Genomic DNA, 21,194 nt, shown 5'->3' with positions numbered 1-21,194 from the left:
TATTGTTTATCAAACTTCTATAAATACAATCTTAAAGTTAGAATCCCCGACCACTTCCGATTGAGAATCGGAATGCTCTGAATCAGCTGAGCTAATTTTTATTTTTAATCAATTCTTCAATTTTGATTCTGCTTTTCCATGATTTGATCTGTAGTTCTCTTTTGTGAGCTGTTTCTTTTATTTCGTAGTTTTCGGTATAAACTACTTTCCAGTCATTTACATTTCCTGTAAATCCTTTGCTTTTTTGGTTATGACGAATAAGTCTTTCTTCTAAATTGGAAGTAAATCCAATATAGTATCTGTTCTTACTTTCGCTAAATAATATATAAACAACAAATTTCATAAAATGTATTAAAGCAAAAAACTCCAAAGTCATATGACTTTGGAGTTTTTGGAATTTTGTGGGCGATGAGGGGTTCGAACCCCCGACCCCCTCGGTGTAAACGAGGCGCTCTGAACCAGCTGAGCTAATCGCCCTATTTTATTTAGGTTGCTATCATTTTGTGATTGCGAGTGCAAATATACAGCTAGATTTTATATTAGCAAGTAGTTTTTGGAAAAATTATTGAAATATTTTTTATTGTATTGTTTATCAATCTTCTATAGATTTAATTTAAAAGTTCGAATCCCTGACCACTTCCGATTGAAAATCGGAATGTTCTAAACCAGCCGAGCTAATCGTCTTATTTTACTAGAATGCTATCATTTCTATTTACGTGTGAAATACAGCTAGATTTTATATTAGCAAGTGGTTTTTAGAAAAATTATTGAAATATTTTTTATTGTATTGTTTATCAATCTTCTATAAGTTTAATTTATAAGTTCAAATCCCCGGCCACTTCCGATTGAAAATCGGAATGCTCAGAACCAGCCGAGCTAATCGCCCTATTATTACTAGCATGCTATAATTTTGCGATTATGAATACGGGTGTAAAGCTAGATTTTGTATTTGCAAGCAAATTTTAAAAGTAACTGAAACTTTTTTTGCTTTTTTATTTAGAAACCTATTTTTCAAACTCTTAAAAAAGAAACAAATTTTACTATTTTCTTATAATTTCGTTAAAAAGCCAAAATGAGTCTTCTAATTCTTAATATTCCTTTGTAGTAATTCGACTTAGTCATACATTTGCATACCTAAAAATAGTATTCCTAATGGCACGATTTAAAGAAAATGATTTACCAAAATCAAAAATAACGGCTACTTCACTTAATAAAGCAAAAACAATTTTTACATACGCGGGGCATCATAAATGGAAATTCTTCATTGGATTGATTTTTCTGCTTTTAACAGGTGCTACTGCCCTTGCCTTTCCTAAATTAATGGGAATGCTGGTGGATTGTGTAAAAAACAAGGATAACGACCAAGCAAATACAATTGCTTTAGGTCTAATTGTAATTCTGTTTCTACAGTCTTTTTTCTCATTCTTCAGATTATCATTATTTGTAAATTTTACCGAAAACACACTGGCAAATTTACGTTTGGCTTTATATACCAATTTAGTTAAGCTACCAATGACTTTCTTTTCTCAAAAAAGAGTTGGTGAATTAAACAGTAGAATCAGTGCAGATATTACACAGATTCAGGATACTTTAACTTCGACTATAGCCGAATTTTTACGTCAGTTTATCTTAATTATTGGAGGCATCATACTTTTAGCTACCGAAAGTTTTAAGCTTACCTTATTAATGCTTGCCGTAGTGCCTCTAGTAGCTGTTGCGGCCGTAATTTTTGGAAGATTCATTAGAAAGTATTCCAAACAAGTACAGGATCAGGTTGCCGAAAGTCAGGTAATAGTGGAAGAAACCATGCAGGGAATCAGTATTGTAAAAGCTTTTGCAAACGAATGGTACGAAATTGCACGTTATAAAGGAAAAATTCATGATGTCGTAAAACTGGCTATTAAAGGCGGTAAATACCGTGGTTATTTTGCTTCGTTTATCATTTTCTGTTTATTCGGGGCTATTGTTGCCGTTGTTTGGTACGGAGTTCGTTTGAGCATCGGAGGTGAAATGAGCGTTGGACAATTAATTTCATTTGTATTATATTCTACCTTTGTTGGAGCTTCTTTTGGAGGGATTGCCGAATTATATGCGCAGATTCAAAAAGCAATTGGTGCAACCGAAAGAGTTTTTGAATTATTAGACGAAAGTCCAGAAAAAATTAATCCAGACTATAAAGGAGCCCAAGAAAAAATTAAAGGAAATGTTACTTTTAAAAATGTAGCGTTTAGTTATCCAACACGTCAGGAAGTTCAGGTTTTAAAAGATGTTAATTTCACAGCCGAATTCGGTCAGAAAATTGCAATTGTTGGGCCAAGTGGTGCCGGAAAATCTACTATATCTTCGCTTCTGCTTCGTTTTTATGATATTACTTCAGGGGAAATCACGGTCGATGGCAAAAACATCTATGACTACGATTTAGAAAATCTTCGTGGAAATATGAGTATTGTTCCTCAAGACGTAATTCTTTTTGGTGGAACTATCAAAGAAAATATCGCTTACGGAAAACCAGATGCAACCGATGAAGAAATTATGCAAGCCGCTAAACAAGCAAACGCTTTCAACTTTGTTGATGGTTTCCCTGAGAAATTTGAAACTTTAGTTGGGGAGCGTGGTGTAAAATTATCAGGCGGACAACGTCAGCGTATTGCGATTGCAAGGGCTTTACTTAAAAACCCTAGTATCTTGATTCTAGATGAAGCAACATCCTCTTTAGACAGCGAAAGCGAAAAACTGGTTCAAGAAGCTTTAGAGGTATTAATGGACGGAAGAACAAGCATTATCATTGCACACAGACTTTCAACGATTAGAAACGCTGATAAAATCTTAGTTCTGGATAACGGAAAAATCTCCGAAGAAGGAACTCATCAGGAATTAATAAACCTAGAAAACGGAATTTATAAAAACTTAAGTAATTTACAGTTTAGTAACTCTTAAAGTATAAATTCCAATTTTTTAAATTCCAAATTCCAATAACAGAACTTCATTTGTATACAAATGAAGTTTTTTTTTGTGTTAAGTTATAAACCCGACAGGTTTTTAAAACCTGTCGGGTTTAATCCTTAGCACTAACAATTTATTTTAAATAAAAAGCTCCAATTGCAAATTGGAGCTTTTCTATATCTAAGTACTGAAAACTGAGACTGAAAACTAAAAAATCATTTCCCTTTTCTGCGTTTACGTTCTGTTTTAATCATTGATAATTCACGGCTTGTTTGTCCGGCAACTGAAGTGTTTTCTTCAGCACGACGAATCAAGTATGGCATAACATCTTTTACAGGTCCGAATGGCAGATATTTTGCTACGTTGTAACCGTTTTCTGCCAAGTTATAGCTAATATTATCACTCATTCCGTATAATTGCCCAAACCAGATTCGGTTATCGTTTTTGGCAATTCCTTTTTGAGCTAAAATTTCCATCAATTTATAAGAACTTAATTCGTTGTGAGTTCCTGCGAAAATTGACATCGTCTCCAAGTGATCTGCCATATATTGAACAGCAGCATCATAATTATCGTCTGTAGCCTGTTTAGAAACACAGATTGGAGAAACATATCCTTTTTCCTCTGCTCTTTTGTTTTCTTTCTCCATATAGGCACCACGAACCAGTTTCATTCCGATATAGAAGCCTTCATTTTTAGCAATTTCGTGCAAACCTTTAAGATAATCTAGACGATCCCAACGGTACATTTGTAATGTATTAAATACAATTGCTTTTTCTTTATTGTATTTACGCATCATATCGGTAACTAAATCGTCGGCAGCGTCCTGCATCCAACTTTCTTCCCCGTCAATCAATAAGGCTACATCTTTTTTATGCGCTTCACTACAGATTTTATCAAAACGAGCTACTACTCTATCCCATTCAGCTTGTTCAGATGGAGACAGAGTTTGTTTTTCACCCAATTTCTCGTACAATTCAAAACGCCCTAAACCTGTAGGCTTGAAAACAGCGAAAGGAATCGCTAAACGTTCTTTTGCAAACTCAACAGTTCTTAATGTCATTGCCAGAGCGGCGTCAAACTGCTCCTCTTCTTCTTTTCCTTCTACAGAATAATCCAAAACAGACGAAACACCTTTTGTGAACATTTTGTCAACCACCGTAAGGCAGTCATTTTCATTTACTCCACCACAAAAGTGATCAAAAACCGTTGCACGAATAAGTCCTTCAACCGGAAGATGCGCTTTGATAGCAAAATTAGTAACAGCAGTTCCAATTCTTACAAGTGGCTCACTGTCAATCATTTTAAAAAGAAAGTAAGCTCTGTCTAGTTCTGTATCACTCTTTAGCGAAAATGCAACTTGAGTGTTATCGAATATTTTTTCCATTAAGTTTAGTTTTTATGCAAAGATATAGAGTGTTTTGAATATTCTTCATAAAACAAGACGATATTTTTGAGTATCTTCAATAAGATATTATCAGAAAGCGCCAATTTATGAAGTAAATGTTTACCTGCTTAATTATAATGCAGATAAATAAGGTATGCAAGCCTGTATTTTAAACAAATTAGAGTCAAAGTTTGAAGATTATTTCGTTTAAAATACTTTATTTTTGCGCTTTCAATTAACTAAAGAATTATGAACTCTATTCAAGCCAATAATTACCTCGTACATTTTAACCAAAATGCTTACGAAGCTTTAAATAAACATTTAAGAGAAAATAAATATTCTAATATATTTATAATCGTCGATGATCAAACCAATGAACATTGTCTTCCTAAATTTATTCCGCATTTAGAAACAGAATTGGCTATCGAAATTATAGAGTTTGAAGCTGGAGAGGCCAATAAAAATATTGAGACTTGTATCGAAATCTGGAATATTTTAACAGAACTTGGAGGCGATAGAAAATCGCTTGTAATTAATGTTGGTGGAGGTGTAGTTACAGATTTAGGAGGTTTTGTTGCTTCTACTTTTAAAAGAGGTGTAGATTTTATCAATGTCCCAACTACCTTATTGTCTATGGTTGATGCATCTGTTGGAGGAAAAACAGGAGTTGACTTAGGAAATCTTAAAAATCAAATTGGAGTAATCAATGTGCCTCAAATGGTTTTAATTGACACAGCGTATTTAGAAACTTTGCCTCAAAGTGAAATGCGTTCTGGCTTGGCTGAAATGCTGAAACATGGTTTGATTTATGATGCACCTTATTGGAGACAATTTTCAGATTTAAAATCGATTGTTTTTGATGAACTAGATCAATTGATTTATCGTTCTGTTGAAATTAAAAATGAAATTGTAATTCAAGATCCAACGGAAAAAAACATTCGTAAGGCCTTAAATTTCGGACATACTTTAGGACATGCCATTGAAAGTTACTTTTTAGAAAGTGAAGAGAAAACAACTTTGCTACATGGAGAAGCCATTGCTGTAGGAATGATTTTAGAAAGTTATATTTCACTTCAAAAAAATCTAATTACAGAACAAGAATACAGAGAAATTAAAACGATTATCAAAGGCATTTATGATGATGTAATTTTTGAAGAAAATGACATTGATCCGATATTAGAATTACTGATTCATGACAAAAAAAATGAATACGGATTAATTCAATTTGCATTGATTGAAGGAATCGGAAAGATAAAAATTAACCAATCCGTTGAAAATAAATTAATTCTAGACGCGTTTCAAGATTATAAATCTTAAACTTTTTTTAATCGAAAGCGTTGCATTTGGTATATTTTATTTTTTACATTTGCCCCATGAAAACAAACAAACAAAGAAGACATTTCAGCTCTTACAGAAACCGCCTTAACAGTTCTTTATTAAGAATGTTGGATCGTTTTTATAATAGTAAAAGTCCGTTTTGTTTTGATGTTTTCCAATGTTCAAAAGCGGAGCATGAAAAGTTGCCAATTATATTTGCAAATATTAGAGTTTGAATTAAGATTTAGCATAAAAAACACTAAATTTAAAATACAATTACAATCTCTAAAACTTTGACAAATAAATGAATACAAAATATTCTGATCTAATAAATCAAACATACTACTTTCCACAAGAGGAATTTAAATTAAACAAAGACAACCTTTTATTTCATAACATCGATTTAATGAAATTGGTTGAACAATATGGCACTCCATTAAAGTTTACTTATTTACCTCAAATTTCTGAAAACATAAATAAAGCAAAAGCTTGGTTCAGAAAATCAATGGAAAAGAATAAGTACGACGCAAAATACTACTATTGCTACTGTACAAAAAGTTCTCATTTTGAGTATATCATGAACGAGGCTTTCAAAAACAATATCCATATCGAAACTTCATCAGCATTTGATGTTAATATTGTTGAGAATTTATTAGAAAACGGAAAAATCAACAAAAGTACTTACGTAATTTGTAACGGCTTCAAAAGAGACGAATATATTAGCAATATTGCCAGATTAATCAATAACGGACATAAGAATACTATTCCAATTATTGATAATTATGAAGAATTAGATTTACTTCAGGCAGAAATTAAAGGTAAATTCAAAATCGGAATCCGTATTGCTGCTGAGGAAGAACCTAAATTTGAATTTTATACTTCAAGATTAGGAATTGGTTACAAAAACATTGTTTCTTTCTATAAAAAACAAATCCAGGAGAATGATAAGTTAGAGCTTAAAATGCTTCACTTTTTCATTAATACTGGAATTAATGATACATCATATTACTGGAATGAGCTTGTAAAATGTATTAAAGTTTACATTGCTCTTAAAAAGGAGTGTCCAACTCTTGACGGTTTGAACATTGGAGGTGGTTTCCCTATTAAAAACTCACTTGCCTTTGAATATGATTACCAATATATGATTGATGAAATCATCAATCAGATCAAAATTGCTTGTGATGAAGCTGAAGTGGATGTTCCAAATATTTTTACGGAATTTGGATCCTTTACTGTAGGCGAAAGCGGTGGTGCTATCTATCAGATTTTGTATCAAAAACAACAAAATGATAGAGAAAAATGGAATATGATTGATTCCTCTTTCATCACCACTTTACCAGATACTTGGGCTATAAACAAACGTTTTATCATGCTGGCTATTAATCGCTGGAATGATACTTACGAACGGGTTCTGTTAGGAGGTCTTACTTGTGATAGTGACGATTATTACAATTCTGAACAAAACATGAATGCCATTTATTTGCCAAAGTACAATAAAGAAAAACCTTTATACATTGGTTTCTTTAATACTGGCGCTTATCAGGAGACAATTGGAGGATACGGCGGTCTTCACCACTGTTTGATTCCACAGCCTAAACATATTTTAATAGATCGTGATGAAAATGGTATTCTAGCAACAGAAGTTTTCTCAGAACAACAGACTTCTGACGATGTATTAAAAATTCTAGGCTACAAAAAAAAGTTGTAAAAAAACGGCAGATTAAGTAAAAGAAATATTTAGAAAATTCTTAATTTGCATTAACATCCAAAAAGGTTAAACTTTTTAATTCAAAAAAAAACAAAAAAATGAAAGGACCAATCAGTCAGTTTATTGAAAAACATTATTTGCATTTCAATTCTGCTTCACTTGTTGATGCCGCAAAAGCATACGAGCAGCAATTAGCCGATGGTGCAAAAATGCTGGTAAGTATGGCTGGCGCAATGAGTACAGCAGAAATTGGAAAAATTTTTGCTGAAGTAATCAGACAAGACAAAGTACATATTATTTCATGTACTGGAGCAAATCTAGAAGAAGACATCATGAATCTTGTAGCTCATTCACACTATGAAAGAGTTCCAAACTATCGTGATTTAACTCCAGAAGACGAGTGGGCTTTATTGGAAAGAGGATTAAACCGTGTTACAGACACTTGTATCCCTGAACATGAAGCATTCCGTCGTTTACAAAAACACATTTACAAAATTTGGAAAGATGCAGACGATAAAGGAGAACGTTATTTTCCGCATGAATTCATGTATAAAATGTTATTATCTGGTGTTCTAGAAGAATATTATGAGATTGATTTAAAAGATAGCTGGATGTATGCAGCTGCAGAGAAAAATTTACCGATTATCGTTCCGGGATGGGAAGATAGTACAATGGGAAATATCTTTGCTTCATACGTAATTAAAGGAGATTTAAAAGCTTCTACCATGAAATCTGGAATTGAGTACATGACTTTCTTAGCAGATTGGTATTCAAAAAACAGTTCAAACGGTATTGGTTTCTTCCAAATCGGTGGTGGTATTGCAGGTGACTTCCCTATCTGTGTTGTTCCAATGCTTTACCAAGATATGGAAATGCACGATGTTCCATTCTGGAGCTATTTCTGCCAGATTTCTGATTCAACAACTAGTTATGGATCTTATTCTGGAGCGGTTCCAAATGAGAAAATCACTTGGGGTAAGTTAGATATCAAGACCCCTAAATTTATTATTGAGTCGGATGCGACAATCGTTGCTCCGTTAATTTTCGCATATTTATTAGATTTATAAAATAATTTATGAAAAGAGTTATAGTAGACTACGCTAAACTTACCAATGAAATTTTAAATCTTTTGGTTGAAAAATTTCCTGATGGTTACGATGATTCGGATGTAATCCGTTTTAGAAATGCTAAAAACGAATTGGTTGAAGCTGTTGAAGTTCGTACTGAGGACACTATTTACTTAGTTAAGATTAGTACTAAACTTGCTGACAGAATTGAAAACTACGATGAAGATGATGATTTAGATGTTGATGTAGATGCAATTGCACCAGTTAAAGGTTTGGATCTTGATGACGATATTAGCGACGATGACGACGACGAAGATGATAATCAAGATAAACCAGATTCTGACGGTGGAGACGATGATGACGATGATGATGACAACGATAAGGCAGATACTGATTACGATGAAGATGAAGATGATGAAGATTAATTCATTTTCTTTAAAATAAATAAAAGGAACTCTATAATTGGGTTCCTTTTTTTATATTTTGAATTAAACTTTAAACAAAATTTATATTTTTGTGTTTTGTAAGATTATTTCTAAATTTATTCACTCAACATAAAAATTATACGCCAATGACTTCAGAAATTTTACACGCAACTTTAAAAGAAAATTTTGGTTTTGAAAAATTCAGACCAAATCAGGAAAATATAATAAGCACGATACTTTCAGGGCAGGATACATTAGCAATTATGCCTACAGGTGGCGGAAAATCTATATGTTTTCAGCTTCCGGCTTTAATATTACCTGGAATCACAATTGTAATTTCTCCCCTGATTGCTTTAATGAAAGATCAGGTTGATAGCTTAAAAACCAATGGAATAGCAGCTTGTTACATTAATAGTTCACAATCTTCACAAGAACAGCAATATTATATTGATAATTTAAAATCTAATAAATTTAAGCTAGTTTATATCGCTCCCGAAAGTCTTTCTTATCTAGATGTTGCCTTTAGTGAACTTACCATAAGCTTAATTGCTATAGACGAAGCACATTGTATTTCATCATGGGGTCACGATTTTAGACCCGCTTATACCAATTTAGGCTATTTAAAAAACCGCTTCCCTTCTACTCCAGTTCTAGCTTTAACTGCTACGGCGGATAAAGCTACCAGAACCGATATTGCCAAACAATTGAATCTAAAAAAGCCTAAAACGTTTATTGCTTCTTTCGATCGAAAAAATCTGAGTTTAGAAGTCCGTCCAGCGTTAGACCGCGTTAAACAAATAATTGATTTTGTTGAAGATAAACCTAATGAATCTGGAATTATTTACTGCCTTAGTCGAAAAACAACTGAAGAACTTGCAGAGAAATTAAAGAAAAACGGAATTACAGCAAAAGCTTATCATGCTGGTTTAGACAATGAAACCCGAGCCAAAACTCAGGATCAGTTTATCAATGACGATTGCCAGGTTGTTTGTGCGACTATTGCTTTCGGGATGGGAATTGACAAATCGAATGTGCGTTGGGTTATTCATTATAATCTTCCTAAAAATATAGAAGGATATTATCAGGAAATTGGAAGAGCCGGACGTGACGGCCTTCCGGCAGAAACTATTTTATTTGAAAGTTATGCAGATGTGATTCAGCTTCAGAAATTCGCATCTGAAGGATTGAATGCAGATATTCAGCTGGCAAAATTGGATCGTATGAAACAATATGCTGATGCTGTAAGCTGTCGCAGAAAAATTTTGCTTTCTTATTTTGGAGAACTTGTAACCGAAAACTGCGGAAACTGCGATATTTGCAAAAATCCTCCAACTTTTTTTGATGGGACGATTCTCGCGCAAAAAGCATTATCCGCTATTACACGTTTAAAAGAATCTGAACCGTTGGCTGTTATTGTAGACTTTTTGCGAGGCTCGAGAAACGCCTATATCTACGAAAAAAATTATCAAGAGCTAAAAACGTACGGAATTGGCGCCGATGTTTCTTGGTACGATTGGAACCAATACCTTATTCAGCTTATCAATTTAGGATACTGCGAAATTGCCTTTCATCAGCACAATAAAATATTATTAACTCCTTTTGCCAAAAAAGTTTTATTCGAAGGCGAAAAAGTAAAACTCACTACCGTGGTTAAGAAAGCTATTGAAAAAGCTGAAGCAAAAGAAATCAAAACCAGAGCAGTTAAAAATTCCCTATTCGAAACACTTCGAAAATTGCGTTATGAAATTGCACAGGAAGAAGAAGTTCCAGCTTATGTGATTTTTAGTGATGCATCGTTGCGCCAAATGGAAATCTTGAGACCAATGAGTGATGAAGAGTTTCTTGCTGTTGAAGGTGTCGGAAAAGCAAAATTGGAGAAATATGGTGATGACTTTATCAAATCAATTATCGAATTTGAAAGAAATAAATCCGTTGTTAAAAAAGAGAAAAAAGAAAACACCTACGCTAAAACATTAGAATTATTTGAAGGCGGACTTTCTGTAAAGGAAATTGCGGAACAACGAAATTTAGGAGAAACAACAATTATTTCTCATTTAGCCAAATTATACGTTGATGGAAATGATATCGATTTAAGTCAGTTTGTATCTGAAGATGAAATTTTGAAAATTGAAAAAGCTCAAATAGAACTGGAAAATCCGAATGCATTAAGACCTTATTTTGAGTATTTTGAAGAAAAAATGTCTTATGATAAGATACGGTTTGGATTGGCATTTTTGGAGAGAAAACTTCAAACAACTAAATAAAAACTTCATTTTTTTGTCATTTCGACGAAGGAGAAATCACACTAGTTTTTCCACAAAGAAAATAACAAATCTTTGTAGAGTTTCGAGTGTTATTTCTCCTTTCAGTAAAAATGACAAAATTATGTAAATGAACAGTTACGTTTATTAAAACAACAAAACCCGACAGGTTTTAAAACCTGTCGGGTTTGATTTATCATAAAATGGAAACTTTATAAATACCTTTCTTCAAAAACTTTCTGATGATGTTTTTGATGTCCAATTATTATAAAACCTAAAGCACGGACAGAAATTTGATTACCAGAAGCAGTTCCTATTCTTTTCAATTGTTCATCTGATAAACTTTTGTAAAACAATAAATTGGAATGTCTTACCGCAGAAAGTTCGGTCAATAAATCCTGAAGATGTCTGGAATTGGCATCAGTATTGTCAGCATAATCTTGTTCTTCAAAACTTGGCAAAGGCGTTTTGTCATTTCTTGAAAAGCGTAAAGCTCTGTAAGCAAAAATACGTTCAGTATCAATTACATGCTGAATAATTTCTTTAATCGTCCATTTTCCTTCTGCATAGCGATAGTCAAATTTGTCCATCGGAAGATTTTGAACAAATCGAATAAAATCATGAAGAGAAATTTCTAACTCTTCAAGTAATTTGCCTTCTCCTGCTTGTTTCAAATAAGTTCCAAAATGACCTGAATATTCGTTTTCTGCTATTTCGCTAACGTACATATTGTAAAATTTAATTATTTATTAAGCAGAGTTTCTACTTGCATTAGTGTTTCCAAAAAGAGATCTTGTTACAATTTTCTCGTAAACTTTAATCAAATCTTCGTTTGGAACTTCTGCTTTGTTCAATTCATTAATTCTCAATAAGGCATATTGTTGAATTGTCAATAAAGGCAATACAATACGCTCTCTAATCTGAATTGAAGCAATACCATCAGGATAATTTTCCATCAAAGTTTTGTGCCCTGCAATTTTCAAAAGAAGTCTTTTTGTTTCCAAAAACTCAGTGTGAATAATATTCCAGAATTCTCCAAATTCAGGATCTTTACTCATATAAGCTGTTAAAGGCAGGAATGATTTTGCCAATGACATCATACTGTTTTCTAATAAAGTTTTGAAAAACAGAGAGTTATGATACAAATCACTTACTTTGTCCCATTGACCGCTTTCTTCAAAATGTTTTAATGCAGAACCCACACCAAAGAATCCAGGAACGTTTTGTTTTAACTGACTCCATGAACCTACGAATGGAATCGCTCTTAAGTCAGCAAAATCAAGAGATTCTGATTTACTTCTTTTAGATGGACGGCTTCCAATGTTTGTTTTAGAGTAATATTTCAACGTACTCATTTTTTCCAAATACGGAATAAACTTCGGATGATTCTTAAAACTTAAATATTTTTGGTAACCTAAATCGGCTAATTGATTTAGAATCTGAGTTTCATCAGCTGATAATTCATTTTTATCTTTTCCAAAAACCTGATTTGTAACTCCGGCTGTCAATAAGTTTTCAATATTATAACGACAAGAATCTAAAGTCCCGAAATTAGAACTAATAGTCTGTCCCTGAACCGTAATCTGAATTTCGTTATTTTCGATTTTTGGCCCTAAAGAAGCATAGAATTTATGCGTTTTTCCTCCTCCACGAGCAGGTGGTCCTCCACGGCCGTCAAAGAAAATAGCTTTAATTCCGTATTTTCTAGAAATTTCAGTCAATGAAATTTTTGCTTGATAAATACTCCAATTCGCCATTAAATAACCACCATCTTTTGTTCCGTCAGAGAAACCAAGCATGATAGTCTGCTTGTTTCCTCTTGATTTTAAATGCTTAGAATATTCAGGATTAGTATACAACTGCTCCATAACAGAATGTGCATTCTGCAAATCATCAACAGATTCAAAAAGTGGAATAACATCTACAGTAGGATTTTCCCAATTGTTCAAACGAATCATCGCGAAAGTTTCCATTACGTTCAAGGCACTTTCGTTATTACTAATAATATAACGGTTTGCTCCTTCTTCTCCATTATTTTTCTGAATCGTTTTAATAGCCTGAACAGATTCTAAAGTAGATCTTGTAATTTCATCAGTAAAATCAGCCGGATTTAAATCTCCTTTTACTTTAGATAAAACATCAATTTTTTGATTTTCTGTCAATTCATAATAATTCGTAGGGAAAATTGCTGAACCAGAATTCAAATAATAATCTACAACATCCTTAAATACTTTATTATGGATTTTACTATTTTGACGGATATCTAAAGTCGCAAAATGAAATCCAAATAAATTAATTTTAACCAAAAGGGCTTCTAATTCATCTAAGTATAATGACTGATGTTTTTCGATTATAATATCTCTAATTTTATTTAACTGAGTCAACAATTCTTCTAAAGTAATGAAAATATCACCTTTAGAATAGAATACAGAACGATAAAGTTTATGTTCAAGATCAGCTACTAAAGTATCTACACCTGAGAAAGTTAGCTTACGCTTAAGGTTTCTCATTTCTACATAATAACATTTCAAAATTGAAGTTCTTAAACGATCTGCAACTTTAAGTGTAATTTCTGTAGTAACGAATGGATTTCCGTCACGGTCACCTCCCGGCCAGAAACCAAGTTTAATTAATTGGTTTTGGATTGGAGTTCCTTCTTTGATATTTTTCTGAAGATAATGAACAATTTCTCCAGCTGTAGCATAAAAAACATTTTCCAAATACCAGATCAAACTTACTGCTTCATCATAAGGATTTGGTTTTTCGTGCTGGATAAAAGGCGTTTTTCCTAACTGCGCTAATAATTGTTTAATCTTAAGCAAATCATTCTGACGAATAGCTTCAGTTAAATCGTTAATAATTCCTAATACTGGTCCAGGATAAAACTGAGTTGGGTGCGCCGTTAAAACCGTACGAACATTGAAGTTTTCTAAAAACTCAACTAATTCATCGTCTTTTTCCTTAGCATCTGACTTTTCTTTAATGTCACGCAAAGAACCACGTCCTTCCATATTATTCACTTCTGGAAAAGCAGCATCTTCAATAGCATCAAACAATACAATCTGGCGCTCTATATATTGAATAAATCGAAACATTAAGTCAATTTTTTCAGTTTCAGAAGCGTTACTTAGAAATTTATTAGAGAAGAAATCAAAAATTTCTTTTGGAGTTTCTTGTTTTTTAAAGCCCGTCTCGCAAGTTTCTGTAAATAAAGGAAGTAGAACTCCTGTATTATCTATAGAATCAAATGGTAATGTTATAAAAACACTATTATAAATGTGGTATTTTGAGAGAACGTCTTGATTAAAACGCTCGATTTTCGGCAACGTATACATAATTGTGTTATAGTTGGTTGGTTAATTAGTCATAAAAAAACCCCAAGAATAAACTTGAGGTATATTTTAATATAGCATTCAAGAAAAGTTATTACATATTTTTGAAAATAGTATGCATCAAACGCTTCTTATCGTTTATACTTTCCTCTAAAGAAATCATAGTTTCAGTTCTGTAAACACCATCGATATCATCAATCATAAAGATAACTTCTTTCGCGTGCTTAGTATCTTTTGCTCTAATTTTGCAAAAAATATTGAATTTTCCTGTAGTTACAGAAGCTACAGTAACGAATGGAATTTGGTTAATTCGTTCTAATACAAATTTTGTCTGAGAGGTATTATTTAGAAATACACCCACATAAGCAATAAAAGAATACCCTAATTTATCGTAATCTAAAGCTAAAGAAGACCCCATGATTATACCTGCGTCTTCCATCTTTTTTACTCTAACATGTACTGTTCCAGCAGATATCAATAATTTTTTTGCAATGTCAGTAAACGGAACTCTCGTATTGTCTATTAACATATCTAAAATCTGGTGATCTACTTCATCTAAACGAAATTTACTCATAATTGTTTAATTAATATTACTAATTGCTATTACAAAGTATAAAATTATATATAAAAAACAAGAAATTCACATAAAAATTAACTTTTTATTAATCCGTTAACAAATTTAACATTTTTATTTAAATAAAAATTTGCTTTTTGACCCACTTTTGGAAAATTTAAGAAATCATCCGAATATTCTTCGCCTTTTGCGTCATATTCATAATGTCCAAAGAAATTTCCCAAATCACCTACTTCTGCTATATAGGCGTTAAAATGAATCTTATTTTCGATTAATTCCTCTTTGTATTGTGCGACAAAATTCGTAATAATTTCGATACCATCATAATTTATTTTGACATTTTTATACATAAAATCATAAAAAACCACATTATTTTGTGAAATATTCAAATATTCACCAATTCGGTTATCCACTAAATCGTTTTCGGAAATAAGTTTAAAGCTCAAAATTAACGAGAAAAATATGTACTTACGTGTAATTTCTCTGTCGTAATCGCCCGGATAATGCCCTGCTTCAAATAAGATCGTTGGAACTCCTAAATATTGAAAAGTGTCTCCAATACAATTAATATTAAATGAGTCGTCAAAACGTCCAACCTGTCCTGGAATATATTCCTGAAGTACTTTATTAATGCCTGCAATGATATTTATAGCTTTTTGTCTATTCTCATTTACTTCTCTTTCATCGTTATAAGAAGGAGCCAAAAAAGAAACTGTAGCCGGTTTTCCTTCCGTTCCAGCTCCAAAAATAGTGCGCTGATCATGAAGATTAAAACAATAGTGTGGTTTAAAGTCTTCAAAAACTTTGCGCAAAACTTTACTTTCTGGTTGAGTCAGGTCTTGTGAATCTCTGTTTAAATCAATTTCATTAGAATTTGCTCTCGTATAGAATCTAGCACCATCCGGATTTAATATCGGAATCCAGTAAAAAGTAAAGGTATTGAGCATTCTTTTAGCAAAATCAGTATCATCATTCAATAAATTGATAAAGTCAAATGATGCTTTGGTTGTGGTGCTTTCGTTTCCGTGCATCTGAGACCATAGATATACTCGTGTTGCTCCAGTGCCAATTTGATAACTATATATAGGTTCGCCTAAAACAGACTTTCCTATAATTTGTACTTGATTGTTGGTGTTTAATCTATCTAAAAGGGGCTGAATATGATCTAAAGTCAAATATCTCCCAGATATACTCTGCTCTTTGTATTGTATAAAAAGATTTTCTAAATTCATTATGTTTTGATTAGTTGACAAAAGTAAAGATCTTTATTTTTACAATTATAAAAGCGGGCAAGCTTTAACAATTTAATAGTGTAATCATTTTTTTTAAACAACAACTGAATTTGATCTTGGAAAGTTCTAATCTTTATAAAAGTATATTTATGCCTCATTTTTCATAATTGAAAAATTAGAGCGTATTTGGAGATTGGTACAGAAAATTTTCAAATACACGATTCTCACGCGTTTGAAAAAAAGCCTGATTCAGAATTCTGAATCAGGCTGAATAGTATTTTTTTCTGAAAGTTATTTTCTAAAAACAAAAACAGACGTTACACCCGCTTCTAATCTTACATTAGTTGGAGCAAAATCACCAGACGCTGTTGGATAGGTATAAGTTAGAACTTCTCCTCCCGCATTTAATCTTTCAGCAACATAAACCTTTTTTGTAACATGATCGTAAGCGACATCCACAGGATTTCCTAAAAGCGAATTTGGTCCATAAATTCTTATTTGATTTGTCTGCGCAATTGTTCCTGAAGCAGAAGTTGAATTAAATACACTTGTAAAGTTTTTTATAAAAATCAGTCCTCCATCTGTTCCAGAAGTTGCACTTCCTACATCTGTTAAAATCATAGTATCATCTGAAGCAGAATAAGTGATTCCGTGTGTACGAACTAAGCCTGCAATCGTTACTCTTTTTGTAGCAGTAATTGTTCCAGATGCATTATTCATGTAGTCTTTAAACAAAACAATATCGCCTGTCAGGTCAGCTACAGCATACAAATCATTCCCGTTTACATGAATTCCCCATAATTTAAAATCGGTTGTAAATGTTTTTAAAAGAGAAAAGCCAGTTGTAGTTTTTTTATAAACAAAAAGTTTATTTGTCATTCCGTTTGAAGCAAACTGATCTTGTGCAACGATAACTATATCTCCAGAAACAGCAGTTTCTCTTGCATTTGTAAATTCAGTATTCAGACCGCTCAAAGTTAACTTTAAATTATCGATACCTGTTTTTATGGCATCTTTTATACCAGTGTAAGTTTCCAGTCTATTGTTAGTTCTTGAAGCAACAATAACTGCATCTGTATCGCTATTATAAGACACTCCTTCGGCATCAAGTGATGCAATAGTAAAGGATTTAACCATTGCTGAAGTTGATAATAAATCTTGATAACTAATCTTTCCAGAAGTATTGCTGGATGTAAATAAGACAGCTTCAGATGAATTTGTTTTTTCAGAATCACCACTGTCACAAGACGTAAAAATCAATAGTAAAAAGGCCGATGTAATAAATAGTTTTTTCATAAATATAATTTTTGATAGTTAATTATACTTACGAAAAATCCATTTGATTGGTTTTACTGGTAAAATAAACGCTACTGTTTCTTTTTAAAATGAATATCCATTTTCAGGAATTTTCCCCAAAACTCCTTCATAATGTTTTTTCAAAACTTCAAAGTCGGCTTCATAATTTCCGGTTGGATAAAATGGCTCTCCAAGATTTACTTCTTTTTTGCCCCAGTCAAAAGCTACAGGAACAATTGGGACTTTCGCTTTAAGCGCTATAAAATAAAATCCGGTTTTAATTTCTTTAACTGCTTTTCGGGTTCCTTCTGGTGCGACAGCCAAACGAAAGATTTCTTTGCGTTCAAAAATTGCGGCTATAGAATCTACTTTGTTTAATCCGCCAGTACGATCTAAAGGTTCTCCGCCTACATTTCTAAAATAATAACCAAACGGAAATCTGAATAATTCCTTCTTTCCTACCCAATTCATTTGTAATCCGGAGATGCCTCGGGTAAAAAGTCCTATGTAAAAGTCATGATTACTGGTATGAGGCATTACCATTAGGATACATTTTTTTATTTCGGCATTTTTCAATCCTATTATCTTCCAGCCCATTAGCTTAAAGAATAAGAATTTATATAATAGTTTTTTCATTAAAGATGTAATATTTGATTCAAAATAAAAGATTTAATGGTAAATTTGAGTAAAAGCATACAAAATGATTCGAAAATTTTTCAGTTACATTATCCCCATAAAAATATTTAAAAAGAAATCAGCAAGAAGCAAAATGATTGAGGTTACATGGGCAAATGGCGAACTGGTTTTAGATACTGAAAATACCAACTATTCTTATGGAAGTTTACAGCGTATATTAAGGTACGGACTTCGAAATATTGGCTATGAGAATATTCTAAAAATGGATCATATTTTATTATTAGGAGTTGCTGGCGGAAGTGTTGTTAAAACCTTAGTAGATGAAATTGAATATAAAGAAAAAATAACGGGTGTTGAAATTGATCCTGAAATGATTCAGATTGCAAATCAGTATTTCAACCTCAATCAGATTAAACAATTAGAAGTAGTTATTGATGATGCTTTTGAATTTGTTTTAAAAACCAAAGACAAATACAACCTTATTATTATTGATATTTTCGAAGATACACATATGCCTAACTTCTTGTTCGAAAAATTTTTTCTAGATAGAATCTGTACCTTATTGAAAGATAAAGGTTATGTTTTATTCAACACCATGATTCTGGATGAAGCACATAATGTCAGAAATCGAAAATATATTTCTGAAGTAAATTCAGAACTGTTTACTACTAAAATGTTGCCACGAATTGAAACACACAACGAAATAATAATTATAAATAAAGTAGCTTAATTTCATGAGACCCCTTACCTCCATTTTAAACGCCTTACCTCCTACTAAAGTTATTGATGAAACAATTTGTATTTCAGAATACACACCTATTAATCTTTCTTTTTCAAATCTGGAACTGATTGATGCGAAACTCAATACATCAGAAGATTTTGAAAAATACATTACAGATTATCTGCAGAGAAAAAATGCCAAAGTTGCTTTTGGCGGTTATATAGAAGGGCGCTCATTATATCAGCGAAGTTCCATTTTTTTGAATGAATCAAAACCGGAACGCAATATTCATATTGGCTTAGATTTATGGGCAGAAGCTGGAACAATAGTCCTTGCAGCATTAGACGGCAAGGTTCATAGTTTTAAAAACAACATTGGATTGGGAGATTATGGACCAACCATAATATTGGAACACGAAGTAGAAAATCAAAAATTTTATACTTTATACGGACATTTGTCGTTAGAAAGTATAGAAAACTTAACGATCGGAGACTATTTCAAAAAAGGCGAAAAGATTGCGACCTTGGGAAAAGCCTCAGTAAATGGAGATTATGCTCCGCATGTCCATTTTCAAATCATACACAATATTGAAAATTACCTAGGAGATTATCCTGGTGTCTGCAATACAAAAGACCTGAATTTTTATATCGAAAATTGTCCCGATCCTAACTTATTATTAAAAATTACTTAAATAGTTATGAAGAAAGCAGGATTGATTATATGTTTGTTATTATTAATTGGATGTAAATCTAAAACAGTAAACAGAGATACTGAAGATTTAAAAATAAAGAAAGTTTCCGGATCTGAAATAAATGCAAATCAACAGCAAAAAGCATATGATTTAGGAAAAAGAGTGTTGATGACTTGTAATACTTCAAAATTTAAACCTTTTAATGAAACTGAAGTAACCAAATCGGTGATGGAAAACACAACCGAAGAACGTTTAACCAAGACCTGTCAAAGGTTTAGACAGTATTACGGAAGCTTTATAGATTTAAAACTGGAAGGAGTTTACAAAACCAAACAGGAAGTCATTTATCGCTATCACGCTTTGTACAGTAAAAAAGTTGCAAACAAAGAATTGAGAGTCTTTGTAAATGATGAAAATCTCATTTCGGCCATAAAATCAATGGACTGGGATGAAAAATTTGATGCTAAATTGGCTAATCAATAAATTAAAAATATGAATTTAAAATTATCCCTTCTTCTATTATTGTTTATCTCGACATTTGCAAAAGCACAGCAAACTATTAGTGTAAAAGGCTCAGCTCCTTTTCCTGCAACTCAGGAATACACTTTTATCTGCGAAAAATATGCTTATACAGGTGAGGCAAAGATTCAAATAGCAAAAACAGATAAAGGCGGTCTTTTAAAAATTACAATTGATACTGCAAATGACAAAGCTAGAATTGCCGGCGGTTTGTATGTAGATTTAACAAATGCAGATGTTATTGCGTGTACAGATAAAAACGTAAAAGAATCAGCTGATGGAAAAACAACTTCTTATTATTATTTTACTCCGGCAGAATGGTTAAAACTCAAAAAGACTGACATCTATGCTGTTAGATTTATAATTGCCGGAGGATCAAATGATTTTGGAAATCAGACAGGATATTTTACTGCTTATAACAAAATGAATTATTTCTCAACGGCATTCGATAAAAGCAAAAAAACATTTGATACAGCTAAAGAAATTAGTGTTCTATAATGATTTTTTAATCTAATAAATCTTATATTTAACATTAAAAATTTCCTATGAATTCAAACGAAGCCTTAATAACAAAATTTTATACCGCTTTTGCTAATGCCGATGCCAGAACAATGAGTGAATGTTATCATCCCAAAGTTCACTTTATCGATCCTGCTTTCGGTTTACTTAAAGAAGATCAGGTTTCAAAAATGTGGGAAATGTTACTTTCAAAAAGCAAAGGAAAATTAAAAATTGAGTTTTCTAATGTACAAGCCGATGATTCTACTGGTTCTGCCAATTGGGTTGCTACTTATAATTTCAGTAAAACAAACAGAAATGTAGTCAATAAAATTAGGGCTGAATTTGTTTTTCAAGACGGACTAATTATAAAACACACCGACAACTTTGATGTATGGAAATGGTCAAAACAAGCTTTTGGCCCTATTGGATATTTACTTGGCTGGACGGGCTTTTTTCAGAAAAAAGTGCAGAAACAAGCCTTATTATCACTTCAAAAGTTTCAGGAATCTAAATAATACCTTCTTAAAAAAACTTTAATTTCCAATAAGTTTTTAGATAAATATCTGCCTTTTTACTCGATTATAAT

19 protein-coding genes and 1 tRNA gene are annotated in these 21,194 nt (G+C 32.3%); 11 read left to right on the top strand and 9 right to left on the bottom strand.

Going from position 1 to position 21,194, the window contains the following annotated elements; genetic code table 11:
* Positions 1-91 precede the first annotated feature (91 nt).
* Positions 92-343 (bottom strand): GIY-YIG nuclease family protein, encoded by a 252-nt coding sequence (locus BM289_RS24620; protein WP_091499065.1) that lies wholly within the window; start codon positions 341-343, stop codon positions 92-94.
* Positions 344-402: 59 nt separating this feature from the next.
* A tRNA-Val gene (locus BM289_RS24615) sits at positions 403-477 on the bottom strand.
* A gap of 675 nt (positions 478-1,152) precedes the next feature.
* Here BM289_RS24615 and BM289_RS24610 point away from each other — a divergent pair.
* Positions 1,153-2,937 carry an ABC transporter ATP-binding protein gene (locus BM289_RS24610; protein WP_091499056.1) on the top strand — a complete coding sequence of 595 codons (1,785 nt, stop codon included), beginning with the start codon at positions 1,153-1,155 and terminating at the stop codon, positions 2,935-2,937.
* 221 nt (positions 2,938-3,158) lie between these two features.
* Here BM289_RS24610 and BM289_RS24605 read toward each other — a convergent pair whose 3' ends face one another.
* The gene (locus BM289_RS24605; protein ID WP_091499053.1) at positions 3,159-4,328 is read right to left on the bottom strand and encodes a proline dehydrogenase family protein; all 1,170 of its coding nucleotides are present in this window, start codon (positions 4,326-4,328) and stop codon (positions 3,159-3,161) included.
* A 249-nt stretch (positions 4,329-4,577) separates the two neighbouring features.
* Here BM289_RS24605 and aroB point away from each other — a divergent pair, with 249 nt between their 5' ends.
* The 5 genes from aroB (at position 4,578) to recQ (ending at position 11,109) form a co-directional block, all read left to right on the top strand.
* Positions 4,578-5,645 (top strand): 3-dehydroquinate synthase, encoded by a 1,068-nt coding sequence (aroB, locus tag BM289_RS24600; protein ID WP_091499052.1) that lies wholly within the window; start codon positions 4,578-4,580, stop codon positions 5,643-5,645.
* A gap of 304 nt (positions 5,646-5,949) precedes the next feature.
* Positions 5,950-7,353: a type III PLP-dependent enzyme domain-containing protein gene (locus BM289_RS24590; RefSeq protein ID WP_091499049.1), complete on the top strand. Its 1,404-nt coding sequence runs from the start codon at positions 5,950-5,952 to the stop codon at positions 7,351-7,353.
* Positions 7,354-7,451: 98 nt separating this feature from the next.
* A complete protein-coding gene (locus BM289_RS24585) occupies positions 7,452-8,420 on the top strand; it encodes a deoxyhypusine synthase family protein (RefSeq protein WP_057117936.1) in 969 nt (322 codons plus the stop codon).
* A gap of 8 nt (positions 8,421-8,428) precedes the next feature.
* Entirely contained in the window at positions 8,429-8,845 is a 417-nt protein-coding gene (locus BM289_RS24580; protein ID WP_091499048.1) for a DNA primase, read from the top strand.
* Positions 8,846-8,991: 146 nt separating this feature from the next.
* Complete coding sequence (recQ, locus tag BM289_RS24575) at positions 8,992-11,109, top strand: DNA helicase RecQ (RefSeq protein WP_091499047.1); 2,118 nt, start codon at positions 8,992-8,994, stop codon at positions 11,107-11,109.
* A 209-nt stretch (positions 11,110-11,318) separates the two neighbouring features.
* Here the strand turns inward: recQ and BM289_RS24570 are convergent, their stop codons facing one another.
* The 6 genes from BM289_RS24570 to BM289_RS24545 all read right to left on the bottom strand — a co-directional run bounded on the left by BM289_RS24570 (position 11,319) and on the right by BM289_RS24545 (position 18,176).
* Positions 11,319-11,834: a DinB family protein gene (locus tag BM289_RS24570; RefSeq protein WP_091499046.1), complete on the bottom strand. Its 516-nt coding sequence runs from the start codon at positions 11,832-11,834 to the stop codon at positions 11,319-11,321.
* A 21-nt stretch (positions 11,835-11,855) separates the two neighbouring features.
* On the bottom strand, positions 11,856-14,441 hold the full coding sequence (locus BM289_RS24565) for a phosphoenolpyruvate carboxylase (RefSeq protein ID WP_091499045.1): 2,586 nt from the start codon (positions 14,439-14,441) through the stop codon (positions 11,856-11,858).
* A 91-nt stretch (positions 14,442-14,532) separates the two neighbouring features.
* On the bottom strand, positions 14,533-15,012 hold the full coding sequence (locus BM289_RS24560; protein WP_008468989.1) for an Lrp/AsnC family transcriptional regulator: 480 nt from the start codon (positions 15,010-15,012) through the stop codon (positions 14,533-14,535).
* Between the two features lie 77 nt (positions 15,013-15,089).
* The gene (locus tag BM289_RS24555; protein ID WP_091499042.1) at positions 15,090-16,244 is read right to left on the bottom strand and encodes a M14 family metallopeptidase; all 1,155 of its coding nucleotides are present in this window, start codon (positions 16,242-16,244) and stop codon (positions 15,090-15,092) included.
* A gap of 291 nt (positions 16,245-16,535) precedes the next feature.
* On the bottom strand, positions 16,536-17,540 hold the full coding sequence (locus BM289_RS24550) for a hypothetical protein (RefSeq protein WP_091499040.1): 1,005 nt from the start codon (positions 17,538-17,540) through the stop codon (positions 16,536-16,538).
* Between the two features lie 84 nt (positions 17,541-17,624).
* Positions 17,625-18,176, bottom strand: a complete 552-nt coding sequence (locus BM289_RS24545) for a 1-acyl-sn-glycerol-3-phosphate acyltransferase (RefSeq protein ID WP_091499037.1) — start codon at positions 18,174-18,176, stop codon at positions 17,625-17,627.
* Between the two features lie 64 nt (positions 18,177-18,240).
* Between BM289_RS24545 and BM289_RS24540 the strand changes: the two genes are divergently transcribed.
* Genes BM289_RS24540 through BM289_RS24520 form a run of 5 tightly spaced genes read left to right on the top strand, consistent with a single transcriptional unit; the run spans position 18,241 to position 21,123 of the window.
* Positions 18,241-18,906: a spermidine synthase gene (locus tag BM289_RS24540; protein ID WP_091499034.1), complete on the top strand. Its 666-nt coding sequence runs from the start codon at positions 18,241-18,243 to the stop codon at positions 18,904-18,906.
* Positions 18,907-18,910: 4 nt separating this feature from the next.
* Positions 18,911-19,588 carry a peptidoglycan DD-metalloendopeptidase family protein gene (locus BM289_RS24535; RefSeq protein ID WP_091499033.1) on the top strand — a complete coding sequence of 226 codons (678 nt, stop codon included), beginning with the start codon at positions 18,911-18,913 and terminating at the stop codon, positions 19,586-19,588.
* 6 nt (positions 19,589-19,594) lie between these two features.
* Entirely contained in the window at positions 19,595-20,071 is a 477-nt protein-coding gene (locus BM289_RS24530) for a hypothetical protein (protein WP_091499032.1), read from the top strand.
* A gap of 9 nt (positions 20,072-20,080) precedes the next feature.
* Positions 20,081-20,605, top strand: coding sequence for a hypothetical protein (locus BM289_RS24525; RefSeq protein ID WP_091499031.1), 525 nt, complete (start codon positions 20,081-20,083; stop codon positions 20,603-20,605).
* A gap of 47 nt (positions 20,606-20,652) precedes the next feature.
* Complete coding sequence (locus BM289_RS24520; RefSeq protein ID WP_091499030.1) at positions 20,653-21,123, top strand: nuclear transport factor 2 family protein; 471 nt, start codon at positions 20,653-20,655, stop codon at positions 21,121-21,123.
* Positions 21,124-21,194: the final 71 nt, after the last annotated feature.

The organism is Flavobacterium phragmitis (assembly GCF_900112575.1).
Taxonomy (GTDB): Bacteria; Bacteroidota; Bacteroidia; order Flavobacteriales; family Flavobacteriaceae; genus Flavobacterium; species Flavobacterium phragmitis.
The sequence above is the reverse complement of the archived record's forward strand: the minus strand, read 5'-3'. Positions and strand labels throughout refer to the sequence as shown.

What these genes read in the sequence shown, in the direction of transcription:
- BM289_RS24520 (WP_091499030.1), top strand. Translation starts at nt 20,653, where the DNA reads ATGAATTCAAACGAAGCCTTAATAACAAAATTTTATACCGCTTTTGCT.
- BM289_RS24550 (WP_091499040.1), bottom strand. Translation starts at nt 17,540, where the DNA reads ATGAAAAAACTATTTATTACATCGGCCTTTTTACTATTGATTTTTACG.
- BM289_RS24570 (WP_091499046.1), bottom strand. Translation starts at nt 11,834, where the DNA reads ATGTACGTTAGCGAAATAGCAGAAAACGAATATTCAGGTCATTTTGGA.
- BM289_RS24540 (WP_091499034.1), top strand. Translation starts at nt 18,241, where the DNA reads ATGATTCGAAAATTTTTCAGTTACATTATCCCCATAAAAATATTTAAA.
- BM289_RS24620 (WP_091499065.1), bottom strand. Translation starts at nt 343, where the DNA reads ATGAAATTTGTTGTTTATATATTATTTAGCGAAAGTAAGAACAGATAC.
- BM289_RS24610 (WP_091499056.1), top strand. Translation starts at nt 1,153, where the DNA reads ATGGCACGATTTAAAGAAAATGATTTACCAAAATCAAAAATAACGGCT.
- BM289_RS24530 (WP_091499032.1), top strand. Translation starts at nt 19,595, where the DNA reads ATGAAGAAAGCAGGATTGATTATATGTTTGTTATTATTAATTGGATGT.
- BM289_RS24560 (WP_008468989.1), bottom strand. Translation starts at nt 15,012, where the DNA reads ATGAGTAAATTTCGTTTAGATGAAGTAGATCACCAGATTTTAGATATG.
- aroB (WP_091499052.1), top strand. Translation starts at nt 4,578, where the DNA reads ATGAACTCTATTCAAGCCAATAATTACCTCGTACATTTTAACCAAAAT.
- BM289_RS24590 (WP_091499049.1), top strand. Translation starts at nt 5,950, where the DNA reads ATGAATACAAAATATTCTGATCTAATAAATCAAACATACTACTTTCCA.
- BM289_RS24565 (WP_091499045.1), bottom strand. Translation starts at nt 14,441, where the DNA reads ATGTATACGTTGCCGAAAATCGAGCGTTTTAATCAAGACGTTCTCTCA.
- BM289_RS24555 (WP_091499042.1), bottom strand. Translation starts at nt 16,244, where the DNA reads ATGAATTTAGAAAATCTTTTTATACAATACAAAGAGCAGAGTATATCT.
- BM289_RS24545 (WP_091499037.1), bottom strand. Translation starts at nt 18,176, where the DNA reads ATGAAAAAACTATTATATAAATTCTTATTCTTTAAGCTAATGGGCTGG.
- BM289_RS24535 (WP_091499033.1), top strand. Translation starts at nt 18,911, where the DNA reads ATGAGACCCCTTACCTCCATTTTAAACGCCTTACCTCCTACTAAAGTT.
- BM289_RS24585 (WP_057117936.1), top strand. Translation starts at nt 7,452, where the DNA reads ATGAAAGGACCAATCAGTCAGTTTATTGAAAAACATTATTTGCATTTC.
- BM289_RS24525 (WP_091499031.1), top strand. Translation starts at nt 20,081, where the DNA reads ATGAATTTAAAATTATCCCTTCTTCTATTATTGTTTATCTCGACATTT.
- recQ (WP_091499047.1), top strand. Translation starts at nt 8,992, where the DNA reads ATGACTTCAGAAATTTTACACGCAACTTTAAAAGAAAATTTTGGTTTT.
- BM289_RS24605 (WP_091499053.1), bottom strand. Translation starts at nt 4,328, where the DNA reads ATGGAAAAAATATTCGATAACACTCAAGTTGCATTTTCGCTAAAGAGT.
- BM289_RS24580 (WP_091499048.1), top strand. Translation starts at nt 8,429, where the DNA reads ATGAAAAGAGTTATAGTAGACTACGCTAAACTTACCAATGAAATTTTA.